This is a genomic window from Streptomyces sp. DH37, assembly GCF_029813835.1.
GTDB lineage: Bacteria > Actinomycetota > Actinomycetes > Streptomycetales > Streptomycetaceae > Streptomyces.
Genome location: NZ_JARVKV010000022.1, coordinates 24,378 through 48,709, shown reverse-complemented (window position 1 = coordinate 48,709; position 24,332 = coordinate 24,378). Strand labels below are relative to the sequence as shown.

The 24,332-nt window shown below is 70.4% G+C and carries 20 protein-coding genes and 4 pseudogenes; 12 read left to right on the top strand and 12 right to left on the bottom strand.

The features are described 5' to 3' along the window. Nucleotides 1–111: 111 nt before the first annotated feature. Nucleotides 112–201 (bottom strand): annotated as a pseudogene (locus QC029_RS13825) (IS5/IS1182 family transposase); the annotation flags it as partial. A gap of 67 nt (nucleotides 202–268) precedes the next feature. Here QC029_RS13825 and QC029_RS13820 point away from each other — a divergent pair. Beyond that, nucleotides 269–811: a DapH/DapD/GlmU-related protein gene (locus tag QC029_RS13820; protein ID WP_279555928.1), complete on the top strand. Its 543-nt coding sequence runs from the start codon at nucleotides 269–271 to the stop codon at nucleotides 809–811. 265 nt (nucleotides 812–1,076) lie between these two features. On the opposite strand, the pseudogene QC029_RS13815 reads toward QC029_RS13820, so the two are convergent. Together QC029_RS13815 and QC029_RS13810 are read right to left on the bottom strand one after the other, a co-directional pair. Then, nucleotides 1,077–1,286 (bottom strand): annotated as a pseudogene (locus QC029_RS13815) (leucine zipper domain-containing protein); the annotation flags it as partial. Nucleotides 1,287–1,577: 291 nt separating this feature from the next. Further along, the gene (locus QC029_RS13810) at nucleotides 1,578–2,015 is read right to left on the bottom strand and encodes a hypothetical protein (RefSeq protein ID WP_279555927.1); all 438 of its coding nucleotides are present in this window, start codon (nucleotides 2,013–2,015) and stop codon (nucleotides 1,578–1,580) included. 610 nt (nucleotides 2,016–2,625) lie between these two features. Between QC029_RS13810 and QC029_RS13805 the strand changes: the two genes are divergently transcribed. Continuing rightward, on the top strand, nucleotides 2,626–3,294 hold the full coding sequence (locus tag QC029_RS13805; RefSeq protein WP_279555926.1) for a hypothetical protein: 669 nt from the start codon (nucleotides 2,626–2,628) through the stop codon (nucleotides 3,292–3,294). 475 nt (nucleotides 3,295–3,769) lie between these two features. Here QC029_RS13805 and QC029_RS13800 read toward each other — a convergent pair whose 3' ends face one another. Beyond that, entirely contained in the window at nucleotides 3,770–4,393 is a 624-nt protein-coding gene (locus QC029_RS13800) for a helix-turn-helix transcriptional regulator (protein WP_279555925.1), read from the bottom strand. A 145-nt stretch (nucleotides 4,394–4,538) separates the two neighbouring features. Here QC029_RS13800 and def point away from each other — a divergent pair, with 145 nt between their 5' ends. Further along, nucleotides 4,539–5,153 carry a peptide deformylase gene (gene def / locus QC029_RS13795; RefSeq protein WP_279555961.1) on the top strand — a complete coding sequence of 205 codons (615 nt, stop codon included), beginning with the start codon at nucleotides 4,539–4,541 and terminating at the stop codon, nucleotides 5,151–5,153. A gap of 42 nt (nucleotides 5,154–5,195) precedes the next feature. On the opposite strand, the gene QC029_RS13790 is transcribed toward def, so the two are convergent. Continuing rightward, on the bottom strand, nucleotides 5,196–5,552 hold the full coding sequence (locus QC029_RS13790) for a Tn3 family transposase (protein ID WP_279555924.1): 357 nt from the start codon (nucleotides 5,550–5,552) through the stop codon (nucleotides 5,196–5,198). A 151-nt stretch (nucleotides 5,553–5,703) separates the two neighbouring features. Between QC029_RS13790 and QC029_RS13785 the strand changes: the two genes are divergently transcribed. Next, nucleotides 5,704–6,846 (top strand): methyltransferase domain-containing protein, encoded by a 1,143-nt coding sequence (locus tag QC029_RS13785; protein ID WP_279555923.1) that lies wholly within the window; start codon nucleotides 5,704–5,706, stop codon nucleotides 6,844–6,846. A 100-nt stretch (nucleotides 6,847–6,946) separates the two neighbouring features. Here the strand turns inward: QC029_RS13785 and QC029_RS13780 are convergent, their stop codons facing one another. After that, a complete protein-coding gene (locus QC029_RS13780; protein WP_279555922.1) occupies nucleotides 6,947–7,531 on the bottom strand; it encodes a hypothetical protein in 585 nt (194 codons plus the stop codon). A 51-nt stretch (nucleotides 7,532–7,582) separates the two neighbouring features. On the opposite strand from QC029_RS13780, the gene QC029_RS13775 reads away from it, so the two are divergent. Then, on the top strand, nucleotides 7,583–7,726 hold the full coding sequence (locus QC029_RS13775) for a hypothetical protein (protein ID WP_279555921.1): 144 nt from the start codon (nucleotides 7,583–7,585) through the stop codon (nucleotides 7,724–7,726). A 68-nt stretch (nucleotides 7,727–7,794) separates the two neighbouring features. Here the strand turns inward: QC029_RS13775 and QC029_RS13770 are convergent, their stop codons facing one another. After that, a complete protein-coding gene (locus QC029_RS13770; RefSeq protein ID WP_279555920.1) occupies nucleotides 7,795–8,694 on the bottom strand; it encodes a macrolide 2'-phosphotransferase in 900 nt (299 codons plus the stop codon). Nucleotides 8,695–9,765: 1,071 nt separating this feature from the next. On the opposite strand from QC029_RS13770, the gene QC029_RS13765 reads away from it, so the two are divergent. Next, on the top strand, nucleotides 9,766–11,295 hold the full coding sequence (locus tag QC029_RS13765; RefSeq protein ID WP_279555919.1) for a hypothetical protein: 1,530 nt from the start codon (nucleotides 9,766–9,768) through the stop codon (nucleotides 11,293–11,295). 1,318 nt (nucleotides 11,296–12,613) lie between these two features. Here QC029_RS13765 and QC029_RS13760 read toward each other — a convergent pair. Continuing rightward, nucleotides 12,614–13,462, bottom strand: a complete 849-nt coding sequence (locus QC029_RS13760; RefSeq protein WP_336621585.1) for a helix-turn-helix domain-containing protein — start codon at nucleotides 13,460–13,462, stop codon at nucleotides 12,614–12,616. Nucleotides 13,463–13,588: 126 nt separating this feature from the next. On the opposite strand from QC029_RS13760, the gene QC029_RS13755 reads away from it, so the two are divergent. From QC029_RS13755 to QC029_RS13745, 3 genes and pseudogenes are all read left to right on the top strand, one after another. After that, the gene (locus QC029_RS13755; protein WP_279555918.1) at nucleotides 13,589–14,590 is read left to right on the top strand and encodes an alpha/beta fold hydrolase; all 1,002 of its coding nucleotides are present in this window, start codon (nucleotides 13,589–13,591) and stop codon (nucleotides 14,588–14,590) included. A 133-nt stretch (nucleotides 14,591–14,723) separates the two neighbouring features. Further along, nucleotides 14,724–14,849 carry a hypothetical protein gene (locus tag QC029_RS13750; protein ID WP_279555917.1) on the top strand — a complete coding sequence of 42 codons (126 nt, stop codon included), beginning with the start codon at nucleotides 14,724–14,726 and terminating at the stop codon, nucleotides 14,847–14,849. A gap of 99 nt (nucleotides 14,850–14,948) precedes the next feature. Next, nucleotides 14,949–15,284 (top strand): annotated as a pseudogene (locus QC029_RS13745) (transposase); the annotation flags it as partial. A gap of 17 nt (nucleotides 15,285–15,301) precedes the next feature. Here the strand turns inward: QC029_RS13745 and QC029_RS13740 are convergent. Then, entirely contained in the window at nucleotides 15,302–16,504 is a 1,203-nt protein-coding gene (locus QC029_RS13740; protein WP_279555916.1) for an IS110 family transposase, read from the bottom strand. 252 nt (nucleotides 16,505–16,756) lie between these two features. Between QC029_RS13740 and QC029_RS13735 the strand changes: the two are divergent. After that, a pseudogene (locus QC029_RS13735) lies at nucleotides 16,757–16,929 on the top strand (transposase); the annotation flags it as partial. A gap of 178 nt (nucleotides 16,930–17,107) precedes the next feature. On the opposite strand, the gene QC029_RS13730 reads toward QC029_RS13735, so the two are convergent. Both QC029_RS13730 and QC029_RS13725 read right to left on the bottom strand, forming a co-directional pair. Continuing rightward, a complete protein-coding gene (locus QC029_RS13730) occupies nucleotides 17,108–18,631 on the bottom strand; it encodes a potassium/proton antiporter (RefSeq protein WP_279555915.1) in 1,524 nt (507 codons plus the stop codon). Between the two features lie 651 nt (nucleotides 18,632–19,282). Beyond that, nucleotides 19,283–19,573: a DUF3040 domain-containing protein gene (locus tag QC029_RS13725; protein WP_279555914.1), complete on the bottom strand. Its 291-nt coding sequence runs from the start codon at nucleotides 19,571–19,573 to the stop codon at nucleotides 19,283–19,285. A 278-nt stretch (nucleotides 19,574–19,851) separates the two neighbouring features. Between QC029_RS13725 and QC029_RS13720 the strand changes: the two genes are divergently transcribed. Both QC029_RS13720 and QC029_RS13715 read left to right on the top strand, forming a co-directional pair. Next, on the top strand, nucleotides 19,852–20,799 hold the full coding sequence (locus tag QC029_RS13720) for a sensor histidine kinase (protein WP_279555913.1): 948 nt from the start codon (nucleotides 19,852–19,854) through the stop codon (nucleotides 20,797–20,799). A 3-nt stretch (nucleotides 20,800–20,802) separates the two neighbouring features. Then, a complete protein-coding gene (locus QC029_RS13715; protein ID WP_279555912.1) occupies nucleotides 20,803–21,462 on the top strand; it encodes a response regulator transcription factor in 660 nt (219 codons plus the stop codon). 580 nt (nucleotides 21,463–22,042) lie between these two features. On the opposite strand, the gene QC029_RS13710 is transcribed toward QC029_RS13715, so the two are convergent. Next, complete coding sequence (locus QC029_RS13710) at nucleotides 22,043–23,431, bottom strand: cellulase family glycosylhydrolase (protein ID WP_279555911.1); 1,389 nt, start codon at nucleotides 23,429–23,431, stop codon at nucleotides 22,043–22,045. Nucleotides 23,432–24,332: the final 901 nt, after the last annotated feature.

Here is a 24,332-nt window from a genome sequence, read left to right as displayed (position 1 = left end):
GTCGGGTATCGGCCGCCGATTCTCCGCCCTGACGGGGGCCTTGCGGCAAGCCCCCCGGTGCGCTATAAGTTGAGCATGGCAAGGGGAGTGCTCTCCTTGCCTTTCGTGTTTCTCGGCCCGGCCTGTCCAGCGGCGGTTCGGGATGACCAGGCCGGTGCCCCGGTAGCCACCGTCCGCGATCACCGTCGTCCGGCCGACGGCCGCTCCTCTTGGCTTTGATCATCCGGTGAGTCTTGTCCCGCCACGGATGCACGGAAAGGATCGTGGCATGTCCAGCGACCGTATGATGCGCATCCGCAGCGCGGAGTTCCAGGCCATGGCCGAGAGGGTCCTGCGGGTCACCGAGCTCACCTCCCGCCTGAACGTCCTGCCTTTCGAAGACGAGGCGGGCAAGGCGGAACTGTTCGAGCAGATCCTTGGCAAGCCGCTGCCGCCGGGAGCCACGATCTATCCGCCCTTCTTCACGGACCACGGCCTGAACCTCGACCTCGCCGAGCGCGTCTTCATCAACCAGAACTGCACATTCCTGGACTACGCCGGCATCCGGCTCGGCGAGCGCGTGATGATCGGACCGAAGGTCACGTTCATCACCAGCGGCCACCCGGTCGATCCCGAGGAGCGGCGCCTGTACCTCACCGGCGCACCCATCGACGTCGCGGAGAACGTGTGGATCGGTGCCGGTGCCACGATCCTGCCCGGCGTCAGCATCGGCCGTGACGCCGTGGTCGCCGCCGGCGCGGTCGTGGCCGATGACGTTCCGCCGGCAAGCTTGGTGACCGGCAGCAAGGCAACCGTGCACCGAAAGTGGTGACGGTCTCTTCGGGACCACGCCGAGCCCAACTGCGGGCAGCCGTAACCACATCAGGAGCCTGGAGGCCTTCCCCGAAGCGACTGGCTCCTGTCCAAGGTGCAAAAGACCCTTCGCTCGCTCCCCGACTCCTTGGAATCAATCATCCAGCGCCGGGCGTGCCGAGCGATCCACGCGCGAAGACGCCCGCTGAGCACGCTTCGTGCGGCATCGACTCCGGTTCCTGCGCGTCCGCATTCACACCCTGCCGCCTGAGGGCACCTGCCGGGCTGGACCGGTCGTGCAGGCCCGCCCCGCCCTGCGTCCGCCAGTGGCGGATCCACTTGTGCGCGGTGGTGCGGGAGACGCCCGTCTCGGCCGCGACATGCGCGACGGGGCGGCCGGATGCGACACGTCCGACCAGCAGCCGTCTGCCGTACACGGTCAGCCGGGCTTCTGCGGTGGGACACGAAGACCTTCCTGCGGCGCAGTCCTGCACAGCTCCACCACAGCGGAGGTTTTCGCCATGATCAGGGCCGGCCGGCACCCACCGGCACGGATGACCGGGGCCCATCGGGACCGCGCGCTGCGGCAGGCCGACATCGAAGTGCAACCGCAGTCCGAAGCAGCAGTCGTGAGCGCGCTCGTCGGCCCCCGGTGCGGCGTCCTCCGGCGCCGTGTCGGAGGACCGCCGCCTCGTTCGTGTGCGGGCGGGCCGACGGGCACCGGGCCGCTCCCGGCCGGACGTCCGCCGCCCGCCGCTCCCCGGCCGGCCCGGCACCCCGGCCGGTCAGAACTTGGGGTCGAGGAACCCGCCCCACGTCCAGGTGCCGGTGGACCGCACGTCCAGGTCCTCGGAGAGATACACCGTGTCCCAGTCGGGGTTGTCGGGGTTCAGCGATGTCGTCTGCACGTAGAAGCCGTCGTGCGGCCACAGGCAGTCCTCCCAGGTGTACACGCCAAGGCCGAGGTAGAGGTTGGCGCGTACGACGGTCTGCCGCGCCCCCATGACGTGGCCCCAGTCGTAGTGACCGGTTCCCAGGGTGATCCTGCGCGAGACGCAGGATCCCGCCATGCTGCTGTCGGGGTCGGACACCAGGTGCTGGGTCTTGGTGTTGTAGGCCGTCGGGTAGTCGGCCGGGGCCGCCGAGGCCGTGCCCGGCGCGCCGAGGAGGGCCGCGCCGACCAAGGCCATGACGGACAGCAAGCTGTGCCGGACACGCGTCACGATCGTTCCTTTCGAGGGGTACGAACCGGTGCTCCGGAGCCGCGGGACCCGGAGGGGCCCGTCCAGGCCCTCCGCTCCATCGACGAAGCGGTGCCGCCCGCGGTGTCACCGGCGGCTCGACCACTACAGCACCGCCGGGGTTGTTCAGCAGGTGCCTCGACTGTGCCGAACAACTCCTGCCCGGCCCGGCGGGGAGGGCTTCGAGCGCGCCGCCGGGGGGTCAGGGGGTGGGCGGTCACCAGAGTGCGGTCGAGTTCGGCGGTGATGTGCCAAGTGCCGTCGGGCTGGTCGGTGACCTCGGCGCGCTGGAGGACCGGAGTCAGCGGGCCGCCGGTTCTCCTCCGCCTAGGGGCCTCGGTGGGGCAGCAGGCGGCGAGGAGAAGGTGGCCGGCCTGGTCCGTCTCGATCCTGCTCGGGCCGGGCGAGACGGCCAAGACCAGCCTGATCATCAGACCCGGATGAACCCCCCACGACATCACGAATTCAACCTCAGTAGATCTCCCTGTCCCATGGCCATGTCGACGAGCCGACGCTGAACCGGTCACATGGTCCGCCAGGCGGCATTCAGCAGCTCACCGGCCGGGCAGCACGGGCGTTCTAGGATGCGCTGATGCAGCCCTTCACGCCGCCGCAGACACCGGCGAACGACTTCCGGCCCGGCCGTCACTGGTATGCCATAGCGGCCTCGATCGCCGTCGTACTGATCGTGTTGGGTGCGGTCATCGGTGTGTACCGGTTCTACGACGTGATCGACGCGGTGGACACCGACCACCACTTCGCCAACGGTGACACCGTCGCCCTGCGGCTCGATCCGGAGAGCGAGAAGGCGATCTGGATCAGGGACCGGGAATTCGGCCCGTCGGCCGCCCCGGAGTGCAGCATCACCGGGCCGGGCGACCCCGGTCTTACCGACCCGGGAATCGACGTGTTCCTCACCCGCGACGAGACCTGGAATCCGCTCCACACCATCGACGTGCCACGAGCAGGCGTCTACGAGGTCACCTGTTCGTCCCACGGGCTCTCCAAGTACGCCATCGGGGACTCCGGAGGCATTCTCGCGTTCGCGGGCTGGCTGGTACTGGCCATCGCTCTCCCCACCTTCGGGATCGGCATCTGCGCTGTCCTCGTCCTCGTCACCGCCGTCCGCCGCAGCCGCCATCGCAGGCGGCTGATCGCCGAACGCCACGGCTCCGGTGGTAGCCACCCCGCGCACCTCAGTCCGGGTCCGGTGCCGGTCGCGGCCGATAGTGAACACCGCCCTGCGCTCCGACGGAGCTGAACCCACCACGAAGACCACGGCTTACGGCTGTCGTGACTGATCGAAGATCGGGTTCGCGTCGCCCGCGACCTCTTCCACCGCCCCGGCATCGGCTGCATCGGCGGCCTGCCGCCGTGCACCTCGGACCCTGATCTGGGCAGCCCGGGACGCCCGGATCGTTCTGCGACGGGGAGGGGCCCTCCCCGCGCGTGCGGGGAGCAGCTCCGGGGAGACGGGCAGCATCGGGTGAGGGCGTGAACCTGTCGGTCGAGCAACCGTCCCTGGGTTGAGACGCGGGCGTACTCGACGAGCGCACCGCACACGGCGGGGACTGGGGCGAGAAGGTCGGCGGTGTCGCCTTCCGGAGGCGTCCGCACCTGCGAGATCGTACGGAAGAAGGTGCCTCGCAGGTTTTCGAGCATGCCGACTTTTGACACCGTTTCTCGCACACGATCCGGCATCGATCCGGCCGCGAGCCGCCGCTCGGCAACCTTGTTCAGGGATCGGTCGATTCGTCAACGCCATTGCCTTGCACAGGCCGCGGCGGCGCTTGGCGATGCGCGTCGAGAAGCGGAAACAGCCGGGTGACTGCAGCTACGGCCACGGCGTTGGGCGGGCGCGTGGCGGGGTGGTCTTCCCGGTTGCGGTAGCCGTCGAGGAGGCGGCGGATGGAAGTGGCGAGTTCGGCCGTTTCGGCCGGGGTGAGGTGGAGCACGGTGCTGAAGGACTCCTCCTGCCGCCACTCGGCCGGCGCCTGGTCCCGGTGGGACAGCCAGTGCTGGTAGCTCTCGTCCTCCAGGTCCCGGGTGAGGGTGGTGAATTCCTCGGGTTCTTCCTGCCCTGTGGGGTGGGGAGTGTCCCATCGCAGTCGCCAGGGCCGGGCTCGGCCTCCTCGGTGGGGGGCTTCTTCGATGAGGCCGTACCGGGCGAGCTGGCGCAGGTGGAAGGAGCACAGGCCGGAGCTGTGCCCGAGGCGGGCGGCGGCCTCGGTGGAGGTGAGGGTGCCGACTTCGGCAAGCAGGTCAAGCAGGGCGACACGCACGGGGTGGTCGGGCAGAAGCTGGCGGGCCCGGCTGTGCAGGGCCCTTGCGGCTTCAACTCGACGGTTTCCATCACTCATTTTGCAAAGTCTGCTACTTTGCAAAGTCCTTGGCAAGCGACGAGTCCTCCGCCATCGAAGTCCAGTGGCCGAGGAGCTGCACGGAAAGGGTTGATGGTTCGTGGCTGTTGGGTTCGGTGACACGGTGCCAGATCGCCGGGTCCGGGTGCAGGGCAAACCCGTCGAGTCCTACCCACGGCTCGCGCCGGAGGTGGAACGCGGTGCGGTTCGCAGGATCACCGTGGTCGGGGAGGAGATCCTGCGCCGCCGGTGCCGGGAGGTGACTGAGTTCGGCACGGTGGAGCTGGCGAGGCTGATCGACGACATGTTCGCCACCAACCAGGTCGCGGAGGGCGCTGGGCTGGCCGCCAACCAGGTGGATGTGGATCTGCAACTGTTCGTGTGGGACATCACGGACGAGTGGGGTGTGCGTCATGTCGGGCACATCGCCAACCCGGTTCTTGAGGAAGTGTCCGCCGACGGCCGCCGCCTGGTGGAGGAACCCGAGGGGTGCCTGTCCGTTCCAGGCCCCTACCGCGTGGTGCCCCGCCTCGACCGTGCGGTCGTCCGGGGCCTCGACAAGGACGGCAATCCTCTGGTGATCGAAGGCGGGGGGTACTTCGCCCGGTGCCTGCAGCACGAAATCGATCACCTGCACGGCCACCTGTATCTGGACCGGCTCGCGCAGAAGGAACGGAAAGCTGCGCTCCGGGAGATGCAGGACTCCCAGGGCAAGGTGTTCGCCCGGAGGGCCGCCGCGGCGAAGCGGCTCGGGAAGTGACCGGCGTTCTTCCAGACCCGGCTTTCGGTTCCGGCCCACCGCTCAGCGGCTGTGCGTCGTTCCCGTCTTCCTGCCGAGGGCGCCGAGCTGATCCTCCGTACCCGCACGGTAGTGCTGACGTAGTTCGTCACACTGTCCGACGAAGATCTTCCGGGCGAGACGGTGGCGAGCTCCGGTGACGTTGAGCTGGGCGCCGATCATGCGGCGGTGGCCCTCGTCGGAGACGAGCTGGAGCAGGCGCAGGCCGGGGCTGTGGGGTGCGGAAGGCGGCGGGTGGGCGGTGCTGGCTTGCCGGGCGGTTCCGGGGCCGGACGGGGGCTTGGCGGGTCGCTTCTGACCGGCAGGGGCTATCGACCGGATCTGCGGATCTGACGGCCCCGAGATCGGATGCTGGGCCATGATGGGGCGTCACCGTCTCGCTACGGGAGGACGCTGTGGGTGAGCACCGGAAGCCGGATCCGGACCCGTCGCAGGGCACGCCGCCGCCGGGGAACTCCGACGGCAAGGTACCCGACCCTCCCCCGCCCACCGGTACCCACCGGCGCTAGCCGTGGACATCGACGACAGGCTGCGGGAACTGGCCGCAACGGTGCGGTGGCCGGACGAGGAGTCGCCGTGGATCCGCCCCGCGGTGCTGGAGACCTGCCCGCGGCACCGCTTCGCCCCAGACCGGGTGTGGATCTGGGACGGGGACGCCTATCAGGTGGTGGAGCGCGACGCCGAGCCCGAGCGGTGGGCAGCCGCGGTGTATCCGGGACCGGACGCCGCCACCGTCACCCAGGTCACCGATGGACTCCCCTCCTCCAGCCTGTCGTGCGTGGCGGTGGTGACCGGCATGCTCGACTGCCTGTGGCTGGAGAACGGGCACCGGGTGCTGGAGCTGGGCTGCGGGACGGGCTGGAACGCCGCCCTGCTGGCCGCCCGCACCGGACCGGGCCGGGTCACCTCCGTCGAGGTCGACGCGTCCCTGGCCGCGGACGCCGAGGCGCGGCTGGCGGCGGCCGGCGCCCGGGTGGAGGTGCGGGTCGGGGACGGTACGGCCGGATGGGCGCAGGGCGGCCCGTACGACCGGGTGATCGCCACCTATGCGGTCGATGAGGTGCCGTGGGCGTGGGTGGAGCAGACGCGGCCCGGTGGGCGGATCGTCACCCCCTGGGGGCGACTGGGACACGTCGCCCTCACCGTCGCCGCCGACGGGCGCTCGGCGTCGGGGTGGATGCAGGGGCTGGGGATGTTCATGCCCGCCCGCGGCACCGGCCAGGGCGCCCCGTTCCACCGCATCCGCGACCAACACCCCCTGAAAGCCGAGGGACCTTTCCCCCGCTCCCTGGATGCCTTGGCCGGGCCGGAGGGCGGGCACCTGCTGTTCGCGCTGCGGGTGCTGCTGCCCGAGGTGCACATCACCACCGAGATCGGCGACGGAGGCGGGGTGACCGCGTGGCTGCACGACGGCCGCTCCTCCTGGGCCACCGTGGTCTCCCCTCCCGGCCCCGGTCCGGCGGCCGTGGCCTACCAGGGCGGACCCCGCCACCTGGCCGACGAGGTGCTGGGGGCCTGGACGGTGTGGGAGCGACGCGGCGCCCCGGGGCTGTACGACTTCGGCCTCACCCGCACACCAGAGGAGCAGTGGATCTGGAGCGGCGACCCGAGCGGCCCCCGCTGGCAGCCGCTGACACCCGCGGCGGTGTACTGACCTCGCGAGCGGCTGTCGTGGAGTTGCTGTGCCGGGCGCGGCGGGCCGTCCGCTGTGGCCTCGTGGCCGTGCGCCGGGTGTCACCGGAGGCGGGAAGGGGTCAGCCGGGCGTGCCGGACGGGTCGTCTGCCTGGTCCTCGATGAAGGCCACGGCCTCACGGCCCACCCCGAGCGTGCCGAGGAGGAGGTCCAGAGCCGCTTCGGCGTCGCGCTGCGAGCGGTTCAGCCACACGAACAGGCGGGGCTCCTCGTGGTGCACGAACCGGCTGAGGGCGAACTCCGCGCCCTGGATGCGGAACAGGGCCACGTCCACCTCGCCCAGTTCCTCCCAGGTGCGCTCCACTTCCAGGCGCAGCCGGGCCGCGACCGCCTCCAGCGGCGGCGTCAGCCCGGCGACGATCCGGTAGAAGCTCGCCGCGTACTGCCACGGGCTCACCTGGGAGACGGGGTTCTTCCCCACGTGGTACGGCGGGACGGTCGCGGGCTGCCAGTCAGGCTCCGGCCCCGGCACCCGAACCGCACCGGCGCCAGGTGCGGTCGCGGGCTCCCCTCCCCCGCCGGGCGCCGAGGGGGCGGCGTCCCGGTGCGGTCCCTGCTGGGCGGCGTGCCGCTGGCCGGCCAGGCGCTGCTCCCGGCCCGCCGGGGTACGCGCGGCCCCGGCCTCGTCCGGAGAAGGAACCCTCACCCGCCCCATGATGGGCCAGAGCTGCGGTTCCAGACCACTGATTCAGGCGCGATGGCCGCCTGCGCCTCCTTCCGGGCCAGCGGCCAGCGCGTGAAGGCGACCACCGACCAGGCGGTCGACCCGGTCGCCGTCGTGGTCGAGGGCCGGTGCACGGTCCGCGGGACCGCCGCAGCGGTCGAGTCCTGGCTTCGGTAGGCCACCCATGGGCCTGGCCGTCCGATGGGCGCTACGGACGGTGCGCCGTCGTCGGACCGGGCGGGGCATCAGGCCTCGGGGTTCAGCATCGCCGCCGCGGTGGCCAGGTCGGTCTCGGCGCCGGTGGTCAGCGCGTACAGGGCATACCCGATCGGGGAGGCGTCCCACAGGTGCTTCGCCTGGGCTGCCAGGCCGGGGTGGACGTGCCCGCCCGCCTGCTCGTACGCGGTGAGGGTGGCCCGCAGCATCTCCTCGCCCGCGGCGCCGTACTGGGCGGACAGGTCACGGGCGGGGTCGTCCACGCGGGCGGTGGTCCAGTCCAGGACCCCGGTGATCGCGCCCTCCTCGTCGAACAGCACGTGCGCGGGGTAGATCTCGCCGTGGGTCATCACGGTCTGCTCGGGCCAGCAGGCGTCGTCCTCGAGCCAGGCCTGCCAGGCCTCGGACAGGGCGGGGGAGACGGTGAAGGCCTCGCTCACGCGGGCGACGTCGTCCCGCCACGCCTGACGTACCTGGGCCGGGGTGCGGACCTCGACGCCCGCGGCCTCGGCCTGCTCCGGGGTGATGGAGTGCAGACGGGCCAGCAGGCGCCCCAGGCGCTCGGCGTAGTCCGGGCTGGCGGGGTCCATGTGCCAGTTGGGCTCCCCGGCGTCGGTCAGGGTCAGGCCCGGGGCGCCGGGCAGGGCCGGGTAGGCGATCAGCTCGGGGAAGCGAACCTGCCAGTCGGGGACCGCGACGCCGTCCTCCGCCAGGACGGGGGCGACCAGGTCGAGGACGCGCGTCTCGGCGGCCATGCCCTCGGAGACGTCGGCGCGGCGCGGTACGCGCAGCACCCACCTCCGGTCGGTCGCGTCGGAGACCATGACGACGCGGTAGTCCAGGCCCGCCTCGTTCACGGTGGCGTCCTGCGCGGACAGGTGCAAGCCGTGGGTGGCGGCCAGGGCGATGACGTCATCGATCGTGCTCATGAGACCAAGCTCTCACCCGCGCCTGCGTCACTTCCAGCCTTTTTCCCTTCCCCAGCCACGCCGCTAAGGGGCTGTTCCGGAGCGACACGGCCTGCTCCTCGACCATCCTCGCTCGCCAGAGCAGCCTCGCACTCACCCTGCGCAAGCTCCCGGCCCAATGCACCGCCGCGTTGGAGAAACCGGGAGCGCAGCGGGGGCTCCTGGACACCGAGGACGGCACGGGGCGGAATCGTCCAGCCAGGAGCGACCCCACCCGCCTTCACTTCATGGGAATGACCCCTTACCCGCCATTGCTCCTTGGGTAGAAGCCCCTTCATGACCTAAGAAGCACAGGCTGCCCGGCTGCTGTGGATGAGGCGTCAGGGACCCTCCGTGTTCCAGGGCTCCAGCGCTGAAGTGGTGGGCGACTTCAGCGCGCCCGGAAGCTTTCACACCAAGCACCCGGCTCGGCAATCCTCGAGGCCCCGTCCGTGGACGGATGGGGCCTTCCGCATGCCCGCGCCCCCGAGACGGGGCTTGCGCCGCCAACGGCCGCCTCCTCCGCCCTGCCGCCCGAGCATTCCCCGGCCAACCGGCCCACCACGGAGGGAGAGGCCCTCTCCGGCCCGGGGAAGAAACACGAGATGGCGGAGCCGACCACCCCGCCCGGCGCCGTCGAGCCCCTCGGCGTCGGAGGCACCACCACCGCCGCCATCGCCGGCCTCGCCGGCCTCGCCGGCCTCGCCACCCGGCAGCGGTGACCAGCGCTCCGTCCCGCGTGCGGCAGGCCGGCTCCGAGGTCTGCCACATCTGGGGCGGACAGAGTCGACCGAGCAGACGGCGCAGCGGTCGGTGAGCGCCGGACGGCCGAGGAGTACGTCGGGGTCGCCGAACTCGTTGATCCACCGTCACTCCAGATCCAGCCGGGAGCAAAGGCCGACACGAACACTATCCCTCTATGCCCTTTTTGTTGAAAAATGCAGCGGTTTATGGGTCATGGTCCCTGGTGACTCCGCACTGTGGTCCCGCCCCGTCGGCATGGGCCGCCGGGGCGTTCCGAAGATCACCCGACAACGTCGAAGGCAGGTGCACATGACCACCCAGATCGCCTCTCGGGCACCGAAGGCCGCACGTCAGGTGGAGTTCCCGATCATCGAGTCCTTCACTTCCGGGCACACCGCCAACCCCCACTGGAAACTGAAGGGCAGCGCCGCGCTCAACGGCAGTCTTGAACTCACGCCGAACCAGAAGAGCAAGGCCGGGACCGCCATCCTCGACCAGGCGTTCAGTTCCAAACTCGGGGTGACCATCGACTTCGACTTCGCCGTGACCGGTGGAATCGACCCGGCCTTCGGCCTGGGCGACGGCTTCTGCGTCTACCTCATCGACGGGCAGTACACCACCGAACCCGGTGGCCTCGGCGCAGGGCTCGGCTACGCCATGGAACGCCGCGCCGCGCCGCCCCAGCCGGGAGTCACCGGCGGATACGTCGGCGTCGGCTTCGACAACTTCGGCAACTTCGCCTCCGACCTCGCCGGTCCGAACGGCCCCGGCAGCCGCTCCAACATGCTGGGGGTCCGCGGTTCCGGCAGCGGAACGGAGGGGTTCAGGTGGCTCACCGGCGTCCAGGTCCCCAACGGCTTCCGCGCCGACTGGAAGGCGGGCGCGCACCTCCAGATCTCCGTCATCGACGGCCGTCTCACCGTCCGCCGCTCCAGCGCGGCCGACCCCAACGGCACCCTTCTGCTCGACGACTACCCGCTGACGGACCAGCCCGGACAGCAGCAGATGCCCCCCACCTTCAAGCTGGGCTTCTCCGCCAGCACAGGCGGCGCCACAGCCTCCCACCAGATCAGGAACCTGAAGGTGGCGCTGCCGGTCCACATGTCGCTGGACATGGAGGGCCCCGCCCAGGCCGACGCCGGGCAGCGCATCCACTACCTGGTCAACGTGTCCAACTCCGGCCCCAACGACGCCCCCGACGCCCTCGTCGAAGGCACCATCCCCACCCAGCTCTCCGACGTGCGCGTGGAGTGCATGGCGAAGGACGGAGCCGTGTGCGGCCCGGCCTCCACCTCAGACGGACTGCACCAGCCGGTGGATCTCCCCGTGGACCGCTCGGCGCAGATCGTGCTCAGCGGCAGGATCGATCCGGCGTACGAAGGCCCCATGACCTGCGCCGCGCTGATCAGCTCCCCCACCCGGGCCAACGCGGCGCTGCGGCACCACGACTCGATACGGACACAGGTCACGATCCCTCCGGCCAACGTCGACCAGGAAATCGCCGGCCAGTGGCAGCAGACGTGGCCCGAGGACGCCCTCGGCTACGTCGTCAGCAGCAACCTGAAGATGCGCGCCAACCAGGACCGGGTCGTGGAGTGGGAAATCCGCTTCGACGTGCCCGAGGGAACCAGGGTCAACCCGGTCCAGCAGCAGTGGTACCAGGTGAAGGAGGACGGCCAGAACGGCTCGGTCGTTCTCGCCTCCCCCGGAGACGGGAAGCACACGATCGAGCCGGGCGCCGGCCTGACCGTGCAGGTCCAGATGCTGTACCCGTCGAAGACGGTCGCGGGAACCGGCGAGCTGAGGAACCTCCGCGTGGCAGAAGTGACAGGAGGATAGATCACGAAGACGCCCGGCCGTCGGCCAGGCCATGCGGTCGCCGCTCTCCTCACCGGCCATGCCGGTGAGGAGAGCGGTACGACCGTCACCGACGGGGCACCTCACACGAACGCCTGGAGCCGGCGTCTGACGGGTACTGGCCTCACTTCGCAGGCGGAGGCGGCCGAAGGGCGGCACGACTGACTCCTCCTGCTTATCACGCGTGAACCTTGTACCGGGTAGTGCAGTGCCTTGGCCGGCTGCCGGTTGGGAGCCGCTGCAGAGGATGTGACCGGCACGGCCTTTGCCGGTCCGGCTGGGCCCGTGCGGGTGGGGTCAGGCCCGGGTCTGGCGCTGGAGGAAGAGGTGCCTGGTGGTGCCGGAGCCCTGGGTGAAGGCGTGGAGCAGGCCCTCGTGGCTGGCGATGGCCGGGCTGACGTGGGCCCGGCCGCGGAGGCGGTGGTGCCGTACCCGGCTCCCTCACAGGTCGCGGAGAACGGCAGGACAGCATCGGTGACACGCCGGAGCGGGGACATCAACCAACCTTCGCGTACACGGGATTCCCTTCCTCCAAGAACGTGTTCTGTGTGATGGTCGGCTCGTTGATCGAGCATGGAGAGTAACCGGTGGGGACGGATCGCTCCGGACGGCTTGTGGGAGTTCGCGCAGTCGCTGATCCCACCGGCGAGAGTGCGGCCGCAGTGCGGGGCACGCAGAATACCGCCTGGTGAGGCGGTGTTCGCCGCGATCCCCTAAGCCCTGGTGAGCGGCTGCGCCTGGGGGCGGGGCCGGGGCTACTTGGCGTGAACCCTTGCGCGGTCTGCTGTACGGAGCGCTTGCGCCTCCAGTGCTTCCAGCAGTTCGACGGCACGGCCATGGTTCTCCTCCGGAGCTCCGCGGGCCACAGACGGCGGGACGGAGCTCCAGACCTTCTTCTGCGCCTCCAGGGCAGTTTCCAGCATCTCGACTGCGTCGGGCTGGGCAGAGCCGTCGCCCACTTCATGGCCAGCCGCCTCACTGGCGAGATGACCAACGCGCCGTAAAGAAGGCCGACATCGACATCGACCCGCGCTCCGCTCTGATCGACCTCTACTACGTCCAGGGCCTGACCGGCCCAGCATCCAGGGTGGCGCCGACCTGATCCGCTGCTGCAATGCCCGCGTCCACTGCGAGGTTGCGGACTCCTCGTGCGTCACCTGTCCTGTCTGCTCGACGCAAGTCTCATCCCACTTCCCTTCTGCGGGGCGGGCGGCACACGGCTGCGCCTCCCGCAACAGCAGTGGCCCGGTGCGCCGCCTTCCGCTGAAGGCGAGGCCTGACCGGCCGCTCGTGGCGCCGGTCAGACCGCATCGTCGTGTGTCGGCCAGGCTCTGTCGTCGGCGGCCAGCCATGGCTCGTTCGCGGCGGCGATGGGGGTTGTTCCGGTGAACGCGCGGACGTCGTGGTGGAGATGGGACTGGTCGGCATAGCCTCCGTCCGCTGCCACCCGTGCGGAGGCGTGCCCGCGGACCAGGCGGTGGATGGCGTGGTCGAAGCGGACCAGCATGGCGGCGCGTTTGGGTGTCAGGCCGATCTGCGAGCCAAAGCGTGACCACATGCGCTGGCGACTCCACCCGGTCCGGGCTGCGAGGTCACTCACGCGGACTCGGCCGTGACCGGCGACGATCTGGTGCCAGACCCAGGCCACCTCGGGGTCGATGCGCCTGCCCGTACGGAGCCGGGTCAACAGCGCTGCGTCGATGAGCGCGAAGCGCTCCGGCCAGGTTCGCGCGTGGTGAAGCCGTTCCCGCAGGCGCGGCGTGTCACGGCCCCACAGGTCGTCGAGCGCGATGACGCTCCCGCGCAGCTCCGCGAGCGGGAGTCCGAGGACGGGGTGCGCGGCAAGCGGAGACAGGCGTATCTGCACACACTCGACGCCCTCGGCGCGCACCTGGAACGCGCTGAAGGCGAGTCCGGCGGCCAGGCTCTGCACCCGCATCGAGCCGGCCGCGCCGTGGATGTCGAACGGGCGGTCACCGAACTCGACGGCCACGGTGACGGCGGGGTGAGGGATGGCTCGTAGTTCGATCGGGCTGTCGCCGCGAATGCGGAACCCGGCCATGTCGACACCGGGCATCGCGGTCGTCCGCAGCGGTCGCGCGATCTCCCAAGCAGCGGTGGAGTCCGCCTTCTTGCGCACAGGTCGCACGCCTCGACTGTACGAGCGGTTCGGCGGCCGGAGCAACCGACGGTCGAAGCGCCGACATTTCTCCAAGACGCGTCGCGTTGGCCACCGGGAGGGTAATGGCGTCCCGGACCGACCGACGGAGAAGCCATGGACGAGACGACCAGTCCCCAGGATCGACACACCTACCGCCGCGCGGACGCGGCGCCGAGCGTCCCGCGCGGAGGGCGGGCGTGGAGTCGGCAGCGACGGATCACGCTGCTGGCCGTCGGCGTGTTGGCCGTCCTCCTCGTGGGGAATGCGGTGTCAGTACGCACAGAGACGGCCGAAGCCTCCGGCGAGCAGATCGTGCGCCTTCCCGGCGGAGACATCCACGTCGTGCAGGATGGGCTGCCCGGCGCGCCCACGGTGGTGTTCCTGCACGGCCTGGCCGGCTCGACGGCATGGTGGGACCCAGTGCTGTCGGCATTGCGGGACCTGCATGTGGTGCGGGTGGACCTGCTCGGGCACGGCGGATCAGCCAAGCCGGCCGATGGCTACGGCATCGCGCAGCAGGCACGCCGGGTCGGGGCCGTGCTCGATCGGCTCGGGGTGCGCCGCGCTACCGTCGTCGGGCATTCCACGGGCGGCGTCGTCGCCTCGTCGCTGGCCGAGCAGCGTCGCGACCTGGTGGCGGCGATCGCGCTGATCGACACTGGCCCGCGGGTGGACGCGTTCCTCGGTGAAAGCTTCGTCGCCCGCCTGATCACCACGCCGGTGGCAGGGGAGCTGATCTGGCGGCTGCGCACCGACAGCACGATCCGCAACGCGTTGAGCACCGCGTTCACCCGCGAGGTGCAGATCCCCGACAAGATCATTGCCGATATCCGGGGCATGACCTACCGCAGCCTCACCGCGACCGACGAGGCGGTTGACGCGTTCCTGAAGGAACGGTCCGTTCCCGGCCGGCTCGCAGGCCTCGGCCTGCCGACCCTGGTGATCTTCGGCTCTCAGGACCGGCGATGGCAGCCGTCTTCCGCCCAGGACTACCGCCGAGTCCCCCGTGCCCGGATCAAAATCCTCGACGGCATCGGCCACACACCCATGTTCGAAGACCCTGATACCACCGGAACCCTCCTGCACGGCTTCGCCGCCGAGACCGCGGCACGCTGACCCGGCTCACCACTCATCCACCGCAGCCACCGCGCCTGGTACAGGCCGATATCAACTTCCCCATCCCGATGTCGAGGCGAGGGTGGGGTTGTTGAGTGTTCGATCCGTCGGTGAGGCATGCCGAGATCTGGACGTGACGGATGCCGATGCAGTTCGTGGTCTGGACGTTCTTCGCGCGGGCATTCCCATCCACACGCTCACCTTCGCCGAGGACTTGTCTCCCAGCGAGTTGCTGACCCGCATGGTGGCCACGGCCTGACTGATCATTTGAGAATGAGTGTGGTTCCAGGGGCTTGGCGGTTGGGCTGGTGGTCGGCGGAGTTCCGCAGGTGTCGGATGACCTCGTGTCTGATGATCTGTGGGCGTGTCTGATGATCTGTGGGGTCATGTCGCTCCACTGCTCCCGCCTCGCCCGCCGCGGCGTCGGCGGTATCCGGGTCGGCTGCCGGCGGATGACCGTGCGGCTCCGCGCGGGGTCGTCTACGTTCTGCGCACGGGTGTGACTTGGGCGGACGTGCCGACCGAGGCGATCGGCTGCAGCGGGGTGAGGTGCCGGCGGTGCCTGCAGGAGGGGACCGAGGCCGACGTCTGGCCCCGCCTGCACGCCATTCTCCTCGCGGAACTCCGCAGAGCCGGCCTGCTGGACCTGGAGGACGCCGCGATCGACGGCTCGCACATCCGGGTTCTGAAAAGGTGCCTCTATGGGCTTCGTCAAGCTGTAGCCGGGGTGGGTGACTGGTAGAAGGTGCCGTCGCGGAGCATCGCGAAGAGGACGTCGATGCGGCGTCGGGCGAGTGCGATGAGGGCCGCGACGTGGTGTTTGCCCTCGCGGCGTTTCCGGTCGTAGTAGGCGCGGGACTCAGGCTGGGAGAGCGAGGCGAACGCGGCGAGGTAGAAGGCCCGTTTGAGCTGCTTGTTGCCGCGTCGTGAAGGATGTTCGCCGCGGATGGATGAGCCGGAGCTCCTGGTCACAGGTGCCAGACCGGCGTAGGCGGCGAGGTGGCCGGCGGTGGCGAAGCTGCTGCCGTCACCGATGTCGATGAGGATGCGGGCGGCGATCCTGACCCCGATGCCGGGCATCGAGATCAGGACCGGTGAAAGAGGGTGGGCCTCCAGGAGCTCTTCGATCCTTGCGGCGAGGAGTTTGCGCTGGTCAAGGACGGACGTGAGGGAACTGGCGAGGCTGGGGACGATCAGCGCGGCCGCGTCGGTGCCCGGAACGACGACGGTCTGTTCGTCGAGTGCGGTGAAGATGTCCTCCACCAGCCGCTCGGCCATCCGCGGTGCCTTCGGCCGTATCAGGGTGACCAGTCGTCGCCTTCCGGCTTTGCGAATCTGGGCCGGGGAGCCGAACTGCTCCAGCAGCCTGAGCACGGCCGGGTGCTGGATTCGTGGACCCAGGACCCGTTCCAGCGACGGATGGATCTGGGTGAGCAGGCCGCGGAGCCGGTTGGCGATCCGGGTGGACTCGCCCGCCAGGTCGTCGTCGAAGCCTGCGATCATCGCGAGCTCGGCGACCGTCTCGTCAGCGGGGTCGATCGCCCGCAGGGTGTGGGGCATCGCTCTGGCAGCGTCCGCGATGACGAACGCGTCACGGGCATCGGTCTTGGCCTCACCAGGGTAGAGATCGGCGATCCGCCGCATGGTCAGCCCGGGCAGGTAGGCGACCTGGCAGCCCGCACCCCGGGCGACTGCCAGGGGCAGAGCTCCGATGGAAGCCGGCTGGTCGACGACCATCAGCACGGTCCCGTGCTTGGCCCGCAGCTTGTCGAACAGCTCCCGCAGCCTCGGCTCGCTGTTGGGCAACGGCTTGTCGAACACCTTCTTCCCAGCGCGGTTGACGGCGACGGCGTGATGTTCGCCCTTGCCGACATCCAGCCCCAGATAGACGCCGATACCAGATTCATCCGTCACGACCGTCGCTCCCGCCCTCGCCTGTTCCCCGGCCTCACCTGCGGCATCAGCGTGCCGGCATCCACGTTACGAAGAGACTGCCGTACCCGGTTGAGGGATCGGCGCTCGTGCCTCTAATCAGCGGTCTGCCAATGCCTCCGACACCGGCGACACCACCTTTTCGATCATCTCGACTGGGGGCTCAAGTCATACCGGGGCCGAAGGCCGGGAGCCTCCTTGCGAGGCCACGAAGAAGGTAATGGGGCTGACACCGGACCTTCGCCGGTCGGCCGCGGCCGCCAGGCGGCAAGCACCACCTGGTCACCGACCGGCACGGAACACCCCTTGCGGTGTCGTTGACCAGCGGAAGCCGCCACGACGTCACCCAGCCCGTGCCCCTGCTGGACGCTATCCCCCGCATCCGCGGCCTGGTGGGCCGGCCTCGTCCGGGCGCCGCTGCGGCTGCTGTTGCACGATCCGGGGTGGCGAGCCGATACCGAGCGCCATTCCCGATCCAGTGCTCTGGTGCTGGCGGTGCTGATCGTGTGCCGGCCGGTCAGCGGCCCCCACCTCGCCCGGCGGGTAGCCCGTCGGCGCCGCCGTGGCCCCCGGTGAGAGCTGGGTTCATGCGGCACCGTCGCGGCCGGTGGGCTCCAGGGTTCCGTGCTCACCGAACCAGTGGGCCAGGCGGCCGCGGCGGCCGATCGCCCGCAGGCGCCGTTCGGTCGCCTCGCGGGTGGCCGGGGTGGTGATCAGCAGCAGTTCGTCGCCCGCGCGGAGCACGGTATCGCGCCGGGGGGCGAGGGTGGTGCCATCGCGGACGATCAGGGTGAGCACGGTGGGGGGCGGCAGCCGCAGCTCGAATACCGCCACCCCGGCCAGCCGGGACCCCTCGGGCACGGTGACGGTCAGCAGGTCGGCGTCGAGCACGTCCAGCGGGGCGGTCTCGACCTGGACCTCGCGCAGCGCACCGGGCCGGGTCAATCCCAGCCACCGGGCGGCGGCCGGCAGCGTCGGCCCTTGCAGGAGGGTGAACAGGACCACCAGGACGAACACGATGTTGAGCAGGTCGCGGGCACCGGGAACGCCCGCGACGATGGGGAAGGTGGCGAGCACGATGGGTACGGCTCCGCGCAGCCCGGCCCAGGAGACGAACGCCTGCTCGCGCCACGGGACGCGGAAGGGCAGCAGGCAGATCAGGACCGAGGCCGGGCGGGCTGCCAGCAGCAGGACCAGTCCGACACCCAGGGCCGGGAGGATCGCGGCAGGCAGCTCGCTGGGGGTGACCAGCAGCCCGAGCATGACGAACAGGCCGATCTGGGCGAGCCAGCCCGCTCCTTCGGCGAAGGAGCGGGTGGCGGCGCGGTGCGGCAGGCGGCTGTTGCCCAGCACCAGGCCGGACAGGTAGGCGGCGATGATGCCGCTGGCGTTCGTCGCTCCGGCGGCGGCGAACGCGATGATCCCGAAACCGGCGGTGGCCAGCGGGTACAGCCCGGTGGACGGCAGGGCGATGCGCCGCAGGGCGGCCACTCCCAGCCAGCCGAGCACCAGGCCGAGTGTGCCGCCGGCGACCAGTTGGTAGGTGATGTTCCCGGCGATGAGAACGGGATGGGGCAGGTCGGCGGCGGCGGTGGAGAAGACCAGGACCAGGATGACGGTGGGGGCGTCGTTGAAGCCGGACTCGGCCTCCAGCAGGCCGGTGACCTTCTGCGGCAGGGGCAGGGAGCGCAGCACGGCGAACACCGCCGCGGCGTCGGTGGAGGACACGATCGCCCCCAGCAGCAGCGCCAGGGACCAGTCCATGCCCAGCAGCAGGTGGGCCCCGGTCGCGGTGGCCACCGTCGAGACGGCCACCCCGGCGGTGGCCAGCACTCCGGCGGGTGCCAGCAGACGCCGCACGTCCGCCCAGGTGGTGGTCAGACCGCCCTCGACGAGGATGACGGCCAGGGCCGCGATGCCCAGAGACTGGGCGAGCTGGGCGTCATCGAACTCCACACCGAGGACGTCCTCGCCGGCCAGCACACCAATGGCCAGGAACAGCAGCAGACTGGGCAGGCCCGCCCGGTGGGCGATACGGGCGGCGGCGATGCTGGCCAGCAGCACCAGGCCGCCGCCCAGCAGCGCCGTGTACAGCTCCGGCAACGTCATCTGCCCATCTCCATGTCCTCGCTGCTTCGATCACCGTCCAGGCATACCGCGCCACCACCGCGGGCAACGCCCTCCAGGTCGCTGTCCGCTCCGGCGGGGGTCACGAGGCACCGCGCTGGTGCGGGCCGAGCGGAACCAGCTGCGCCGAGGTCATGAGGAGAGCGGCCGGGGGCGGAGTCCGGACATCACGGTTCGGGACCCGGGCCACCCGGTCGGCCGGTGTCCGCGCCGCTGCGGCCCAGGGCCGACGACCGGACAGGCCGGCCCGGAGGTGGGCGGTGGGCACGAGCCGGCCCTCTCCGGTCCTCGGCAGGTCCATGGCCGGTGCAGGCCGCCGACATCGGTGAGCGCGTGGCGAAACGGCTGCGGAATCCGGCGACGGGCGAAGCGGTCAGGACGGGACCGCCCGCGGTGAGTGAAGCGCCCGCGCACCCGACAGCGTCCGTTCCCGAAGCGGCACGGAGGCTGGGGCGGCAAGCCGGGACGGGGATGGCAGTGGCTCCCATGGCCCTCGGGGGCATCTGGGGAAGCGGCAGAATCCTCTCCCTCACCGTGTCGATGGCTCTCGCGTCGCCGTCCGGAATCCGTCCTGTCAACGGAGCCGACGGATCTGCCCGCTCGTGCGGAGCCCACCGGACCGAGCCACGGGCGTCACGGCGTGTGCAGACGACGGAACCAGGTGTGTCCCCGCGCCGGGTCGAACAGGTACTCCTGGGCCACCCCGGTCAGCACCAGGCCGGTCGCCAGGAGCAGCCCCTGCGGCAGCGCGAAGCCTGCGACCACCAGCACCAGCGAAAGGGCCAGCAGCAGCCAGCCCGGTCCGCGCCGGTACTCCCGGGGGCTGCACGGCTGTCCGGAGGCCAGGCCGTGGGAGAACTGCGGATCGCTGCGTTCCATCTGCGCTTCGATGTCCGCCAGCACCATGTTCTCGGAATGGGTCACAACTCCTCCCGGGGCACCAAGGCTGCGGCATCACTTCCACCATCACGCACCCCGACAGCAGCCGCCATCGGGACTGACCCCCATTTCTCCGGGGAGGACGACCCGCAGGACGCGGCCGACACATGGGCGCTGGACCCTAGGGACACCCCGCGGCCCGCGTCCTCAGGCTGACGGGGCGGCCGCCCTGCCGGCGGAAGCCGGCGCCGTCACATGCCGACCGATCGGTGTGAGGCGGCCATAGTGGAGGAAAACGGTGAGTGAGGTGGAGGCGGTGCCCAGTGCCCTTGTTCTGGCGGATCTTCGGGCTCAACGCCGTGGTGCTGATCACAGCCACCGCACTGCTGCTGGGACCGGTCACCGTCTCCACCCCCGTCCTGATCACCGAGGCCGCCGTCCTCAGCGCGGGGCTGGCCGCCATGCTCGTCGCCAACGCCGCCCTGCTCCGCGTCGGTCTGGCCCCGCTGCAGCGCCTCACCCGCGTCATGACCACCACCGACCTGCTGCGGCCCACGGCGCGTCTGACACCCGGCGGTCACGGTGAGATCGCCGAGCTGATCACCACCTTCAACGCCATGCTCGACCGTCTGGAAGCCGAACGCGCCACCAGCGCCGCTCGCGCCCTGTCCGCCCAGGAAGCCGAACGTCACCGCATCGCCCAGGAACTCCACGACGAGATCGGCCAGACCCTCACCGCCGTCCTCCTCGAACTCAAACGCGTCGCCGACCACGCTCCGCCGCCCGTCGGCGAGGAGATCCGCCAGGTCCAGGAGACCACCCGCGCCAGTCTGGAGGAGATCCGCCGCATCGCCCGCCGACTGCGTCCCGGCGTCCTGGAGGAACTCGGTCTGACCAGTTCCCTCAAGGCCCTCGCCGGTGAGTTCTCCACCCCCGGCCTCACCGTGCGCACCCATATCGACGCGCACCTGCCACCGCTGGACCACAACACCGAACTCGTCCTCTACCGCGTCGCCCAGGAAAGCCTCACCAACGCCGCCCGCCACTCAGGCGCCACCCACGTCGACCTCGGCCTGCACCGCACACCCGTCGGCACGGTCCTGCACGTCCGCGACGACGGCCACGGCACCAGTGGAGCAGCCGAGGGCGCCGGCATCCGTGGCATGCGCGAACGCGCCCTGCTCATCGGCGCCGACCTCACCCTCGCCCCGGGCCCCGACGGCGGCACCCAGGTGTGCCTGACCATCCCCACCCACCTCGGGAGGACGTAACCCATGCCCGAGGCGACCACTACCCGCATCCTCCTGGCCGACGACCACACCCTGGTCCGCCGCGGCGTCCGCCTCATCCTCGACGGCGAGGCGGACCTGACCGTCGTCGCCGAAGCAGGCGACGGAGCGGAAGCCGTCGAACAAGCCCGCACCCAGCAACCCGACCTGGCCGTCCTGGACATCGCCGTGCCGCGCCTGACCGGCCTGCAGGCCGCCCGCGAACTCTCCCGCGCCCAGCCCGGCCTACGCATCCTCATCCTGACCATGTACGACAACGAGCAGTACCTCTTCGAGGCGCTCAAAGCCGGAGTCTGCGGCTACGTCCTGAAATCCGTCGCCGACCGCGACCTGGTCGAAGCCTGCCGCGCCGCCATGCGCGACGAGCCCTTCCCCTACCCCGGAGCGGTCGCCGCCCTCGTCCGCCACCACCTCGACCACACCCGCGGCGGCACCAGCGCCCTCGCGCGACCCGTCACCGACCGTGAGGAGGAGGTTCTCAAGCTCGTCGCCGAAGGCCACGCCTCACAGCAGATCGCCGACATGCTGGTGATCAGCGTCAAGACCGTGGAACGCCACCACGCCAACCTCCTGCACAAACTCGGCCTCAAAGACCGCCTGGAACTCACCCGCTACGCCGTCCGCACCGGCCTCATCGAACCGTGACCGCCAGACCCCTGCGGACCGGGCCGATCCTCCTGGCGGCTCGGCAACCGGTTCATGGACGGGTCGGCCGAATCCCGCGCCGTCGCGCGGAGCGGCGGTCAGTTCCCGCGGGAGGGCCCATCCCGCCGGCCGTCGACGCGAGCTCACCGGAGGCAGCCGCTTCGGCGAGACCCCTGATCGGACACGTTGTCATGGGCAAGAAGCGATGCGGCAACGCCGTCGAGCGGGCCATCAACCCCTTGGAGCAGCATCGGGCTGTCGCTGCCGGGTACGGCAAGCACGGATTTCGTCCTTCTCGCACCGCGACAGCGACAGCCCCGCCGTCCGGCTGCGAGCGTGATCGCCCGGACAGATCTCAGCTGACGGGCGGAGGCTGGACGAGAACGATGGACTCGGGCAAGGCGGAACGGGTCTAGGCCGGTGACGCGCCCGCTTTCACTGAGATGACGGCGCGGCTGCGGGTTCCGCACCGACGCGGGCGGCACCCAGGGCTTGGTGGGAGCACTTCCGAATTGGAAGTGCTCCCACACCGCCACTTCAGGGTCCTCGAGGACTCACCTCGAGCAGGTCAGCCGGTGGATCAGCCGACCGGAAAGGCGTCGGGGGTGCTGATCCTGCTCTTCAGCAGCGCACCGGACTCGGTCAGCACACCACTGCTGCTGTAGTCGCTGCCGTTGCAGGTGCCGGGCCTGAACGCCGCGCTGCTCTCGTTCGCGTCCGAGTAGGTCCAGTTCGCGTAGCTGATCTTCAGCTGGTCGAGCAGGTCCAGCCAGGCCACGCTGCTCGCGCGGTCCATCGCTCCGCCGCCGGTGGCGCTCACCGTGCCGAACTCGGTGACGAACAGCGGCAGCTTCGTGGCCGCCCGGCTCAGCGTGGCGCGGTAGTTGTCCTTGTGGCTCGCGGCGTAGAAGTGGAACGCGTACATGATGTTGGTGGCGTTGACCGGGTTGTTGATGACCTCCGTCTCGTTGGAGCCGTCCGAGACGCCCAGCGAGGACCAGCCGCGGGTGCCGACGATGATGACGGCGTCCGGGTCGGCGGCCCGGATGACCGGGATGACCTGCTCGGCGTAGTTCTTGATGGCCGTCCAGCTTACGCCGTTGGGCTCGTTGGCGATCTCGTAGATCACGTTCTTCTTGGCGGCGTTGCGGGCGGCGACCGACGCGAAGAAGGTCTTGGCGCGGTCGAGGTTGTAGTTCGGGTCGCCCGGCGTCAGCGTGTGGAAGTCGATCATCGCGTACATGCCGCGTGCCTCGGCCATGTCGACGTAGCTGTTCACGCGGCTGGTGAAGCCCGCCGGGTCGGTCTCGTAGCCGCTCTCCTGCACGTACATGGCGATGCGGAACAGGTCCGACTTCCAGTCCTGCGCCAGCGCGTCCAGGGAGGCGTTGTTGTAGCACTTGCTGAACCACTGGATGCCGTGCGTGCTCATGCCGCGCAGCTGGATGGGGCGGTTGTACTGGTTGCACAGGTTCACGCCGCACACCTTGAGCTGCCCGTTGATGCTCACCGGGGTACCGGTGCCCGGGCCGGGATCCGGGTCGGGCGGGGGTTCCTCGCCGCCGATGGAGCCCGTGCAGGCCACGCCGTTGAGTGTGAACGCGGTGGGCTTCGGGTTGGCGCCCGTGAACGAGGCCGTGAAGCCCAGGTCGGCGGTGCCGCCGGTGGCCAGGGTGCGGTTCCAGTCGACGTTGGTGGCGCTGGCCGTGGAGCCGGACTGCGACCAGGTGGCGTTCCAGCCCTGGACGACCTTCTGCCCGCCGTCGGGCCAGGTCCACTTGAGGACCCAGCCGCTGACGGGATCACCCAGGTTGGTGACCTTCACACCGGCCTGGAAGCCGCCCGACCACTGGTTCGTGATCGTGTAGTCGACCTTGCAGCCGGTGGCGGCCGCTGCCTGGGGGCTGGCGAGTGCCGTCAGGCCCAGGGCCGTCGCGCAGCTCGCCACTATGGCCAGTAAGCGTTTCACAGCGTTCCTCCTCGTGCGGAGCGGAGACATCGAATGGGAGCGCTCCCAAAGTCCGTCGACCCGAGACCGTACACCGGTGCGTTGTTCGCGTACAGACATCCGACCGTCGAGGACGGTGCGGGTGACCGGGACCCGGAAGGGAGCCACCGGCCCGCCGGGAGGGGCCCGGCCAGCCGGACCGGCTGCCTCGCAACCGCAGAAGCACCGGCCTGTGGACAGAGCCCGGCGATTCAGCTTCCATGATCGGACCCGCGAACGATGCGACAACGCAGCGCAGTCGGCGAATCGGCGAGCTTGTCGGCAGAGCCGTCTGATGTTGTTCCACGGTTGCTCTGCGGAGTTGCGGGCCCGACAGCGGCGCCACCGGAGTCGAATGTCCGCGGAGCCCCCTCCCGGGGTCGGCGGCATGCGCCTCCGAGTGGGGGGCGGGGCAGGTCGACGGTTCGCGACACGACCGGTGACGTTCCCACGGGCCGCTCGGTGCGGGGCACGGGCACGACGGCGAGCGCCGGGCCCTGCTTCCCTCCGCGGCCCGGGGCCCGGCCGGCGACGCGCGCGTTGGGCCTGCCCCAACCTGCGGCCGGTTGGCGAACCGGCCGGACGTCCGGTGAAGAAGCCCGGGCGGGAACGTCCGGGCGTCTTCGTGCACCGAGGCTGGCCGTAGCGTTCCGCTCCGCCCGCACCATGTCCGCGCCGGACAGGGCCGCAGCCGCCGGGGCGGGTCAGTCGATCCAGGCCACGACCGCGACCGCTGTCGCCACCAGCACTCCCCGCCTGCCGTACCGCACACCGCCCCCCCCCTCAGCGCCGCCCAGGACGGCGGCCCGGCCCATTCCCACCCACCAGAACCGACGGCAGCCGCGGCATGCAGCATCGGTCAGGAAATGAGCCGAGGCCATCT

Excerpts from the sequence above, each read along its gene's own strand:
- QC029_RS13820 (WP_279555928.1), top strand. The coding sequence starts at position 269 with ATGTCCAGCGACCGTATGATGCGCATCCGCAGCGCGGAGTTCCAGGCC.
- QC029_RS13805 (WP_279555926.1), top strand. The coding sequence starts at position 2,626 with ATGCAGCCCTTCACGCCGCCGCAGACACCGGCGAACGACTTCCGGCCC.
- QC029_RS13800 (WP_279555925.1), bottom strand. The coding sequence starts at position 4,393 with ATGAGTGATGGAAACCGTCGAGTTGAAGCCGCAAGGGCCCTGCACAGC.
- QC029_RS13790 (WP_279555924.1), bottom strand. The coding sequence starts at position 5,552 with ATGGCCCAGCATCCGATCTCGGGGCCGTCAGATCCGCAGATCCGGTCG.
- QC029_RS13775 (WP_279555921.1), top strand. The coding sequence starts at position 7,583 with ATGGCCGCCTGCGCCTCCTTCCGGGCCAGCGGCCAGCGCGTGAAGGCG.
- QC029_RS13770 (WP_279555920.1), bottom strand. The coding sequence starts at position 8,694 with ATGAGCACGATCGATGACGTCATCGCCCTGGCCGCCACCCACGGCTTG.
- QC029_RS13765 (WP_279555919.1), top strand. The coding sequence starts at position 9,766 with ATGACCACCCAGATCGCCTCTCGGGCACCGAAGGCCGCACGTCAGGTG.
- QC029_RS13755 (WP_279555918.1), top strand. The coding sequence starts at position 13,589 with ATGGACGAGACGACCAGTCCCCAGGATCGACACACCTACCGCCGCGCG.
- QC029_RS13730 (WP_279555915.1), bottom strand. The coding sequence starts at position 18,631 with ATGACGTTGCCGGAGCTGTACACGGCGCTGCTGGGCGGCGGCCTGGTG.
- QC029_RS13715 (WP_279555912.1), top strand. The coding sequence starts at position 20,803 with ATGCCCGAGGCGACCACTACCCGCATCCTCCTGGCCGACGACCACACC.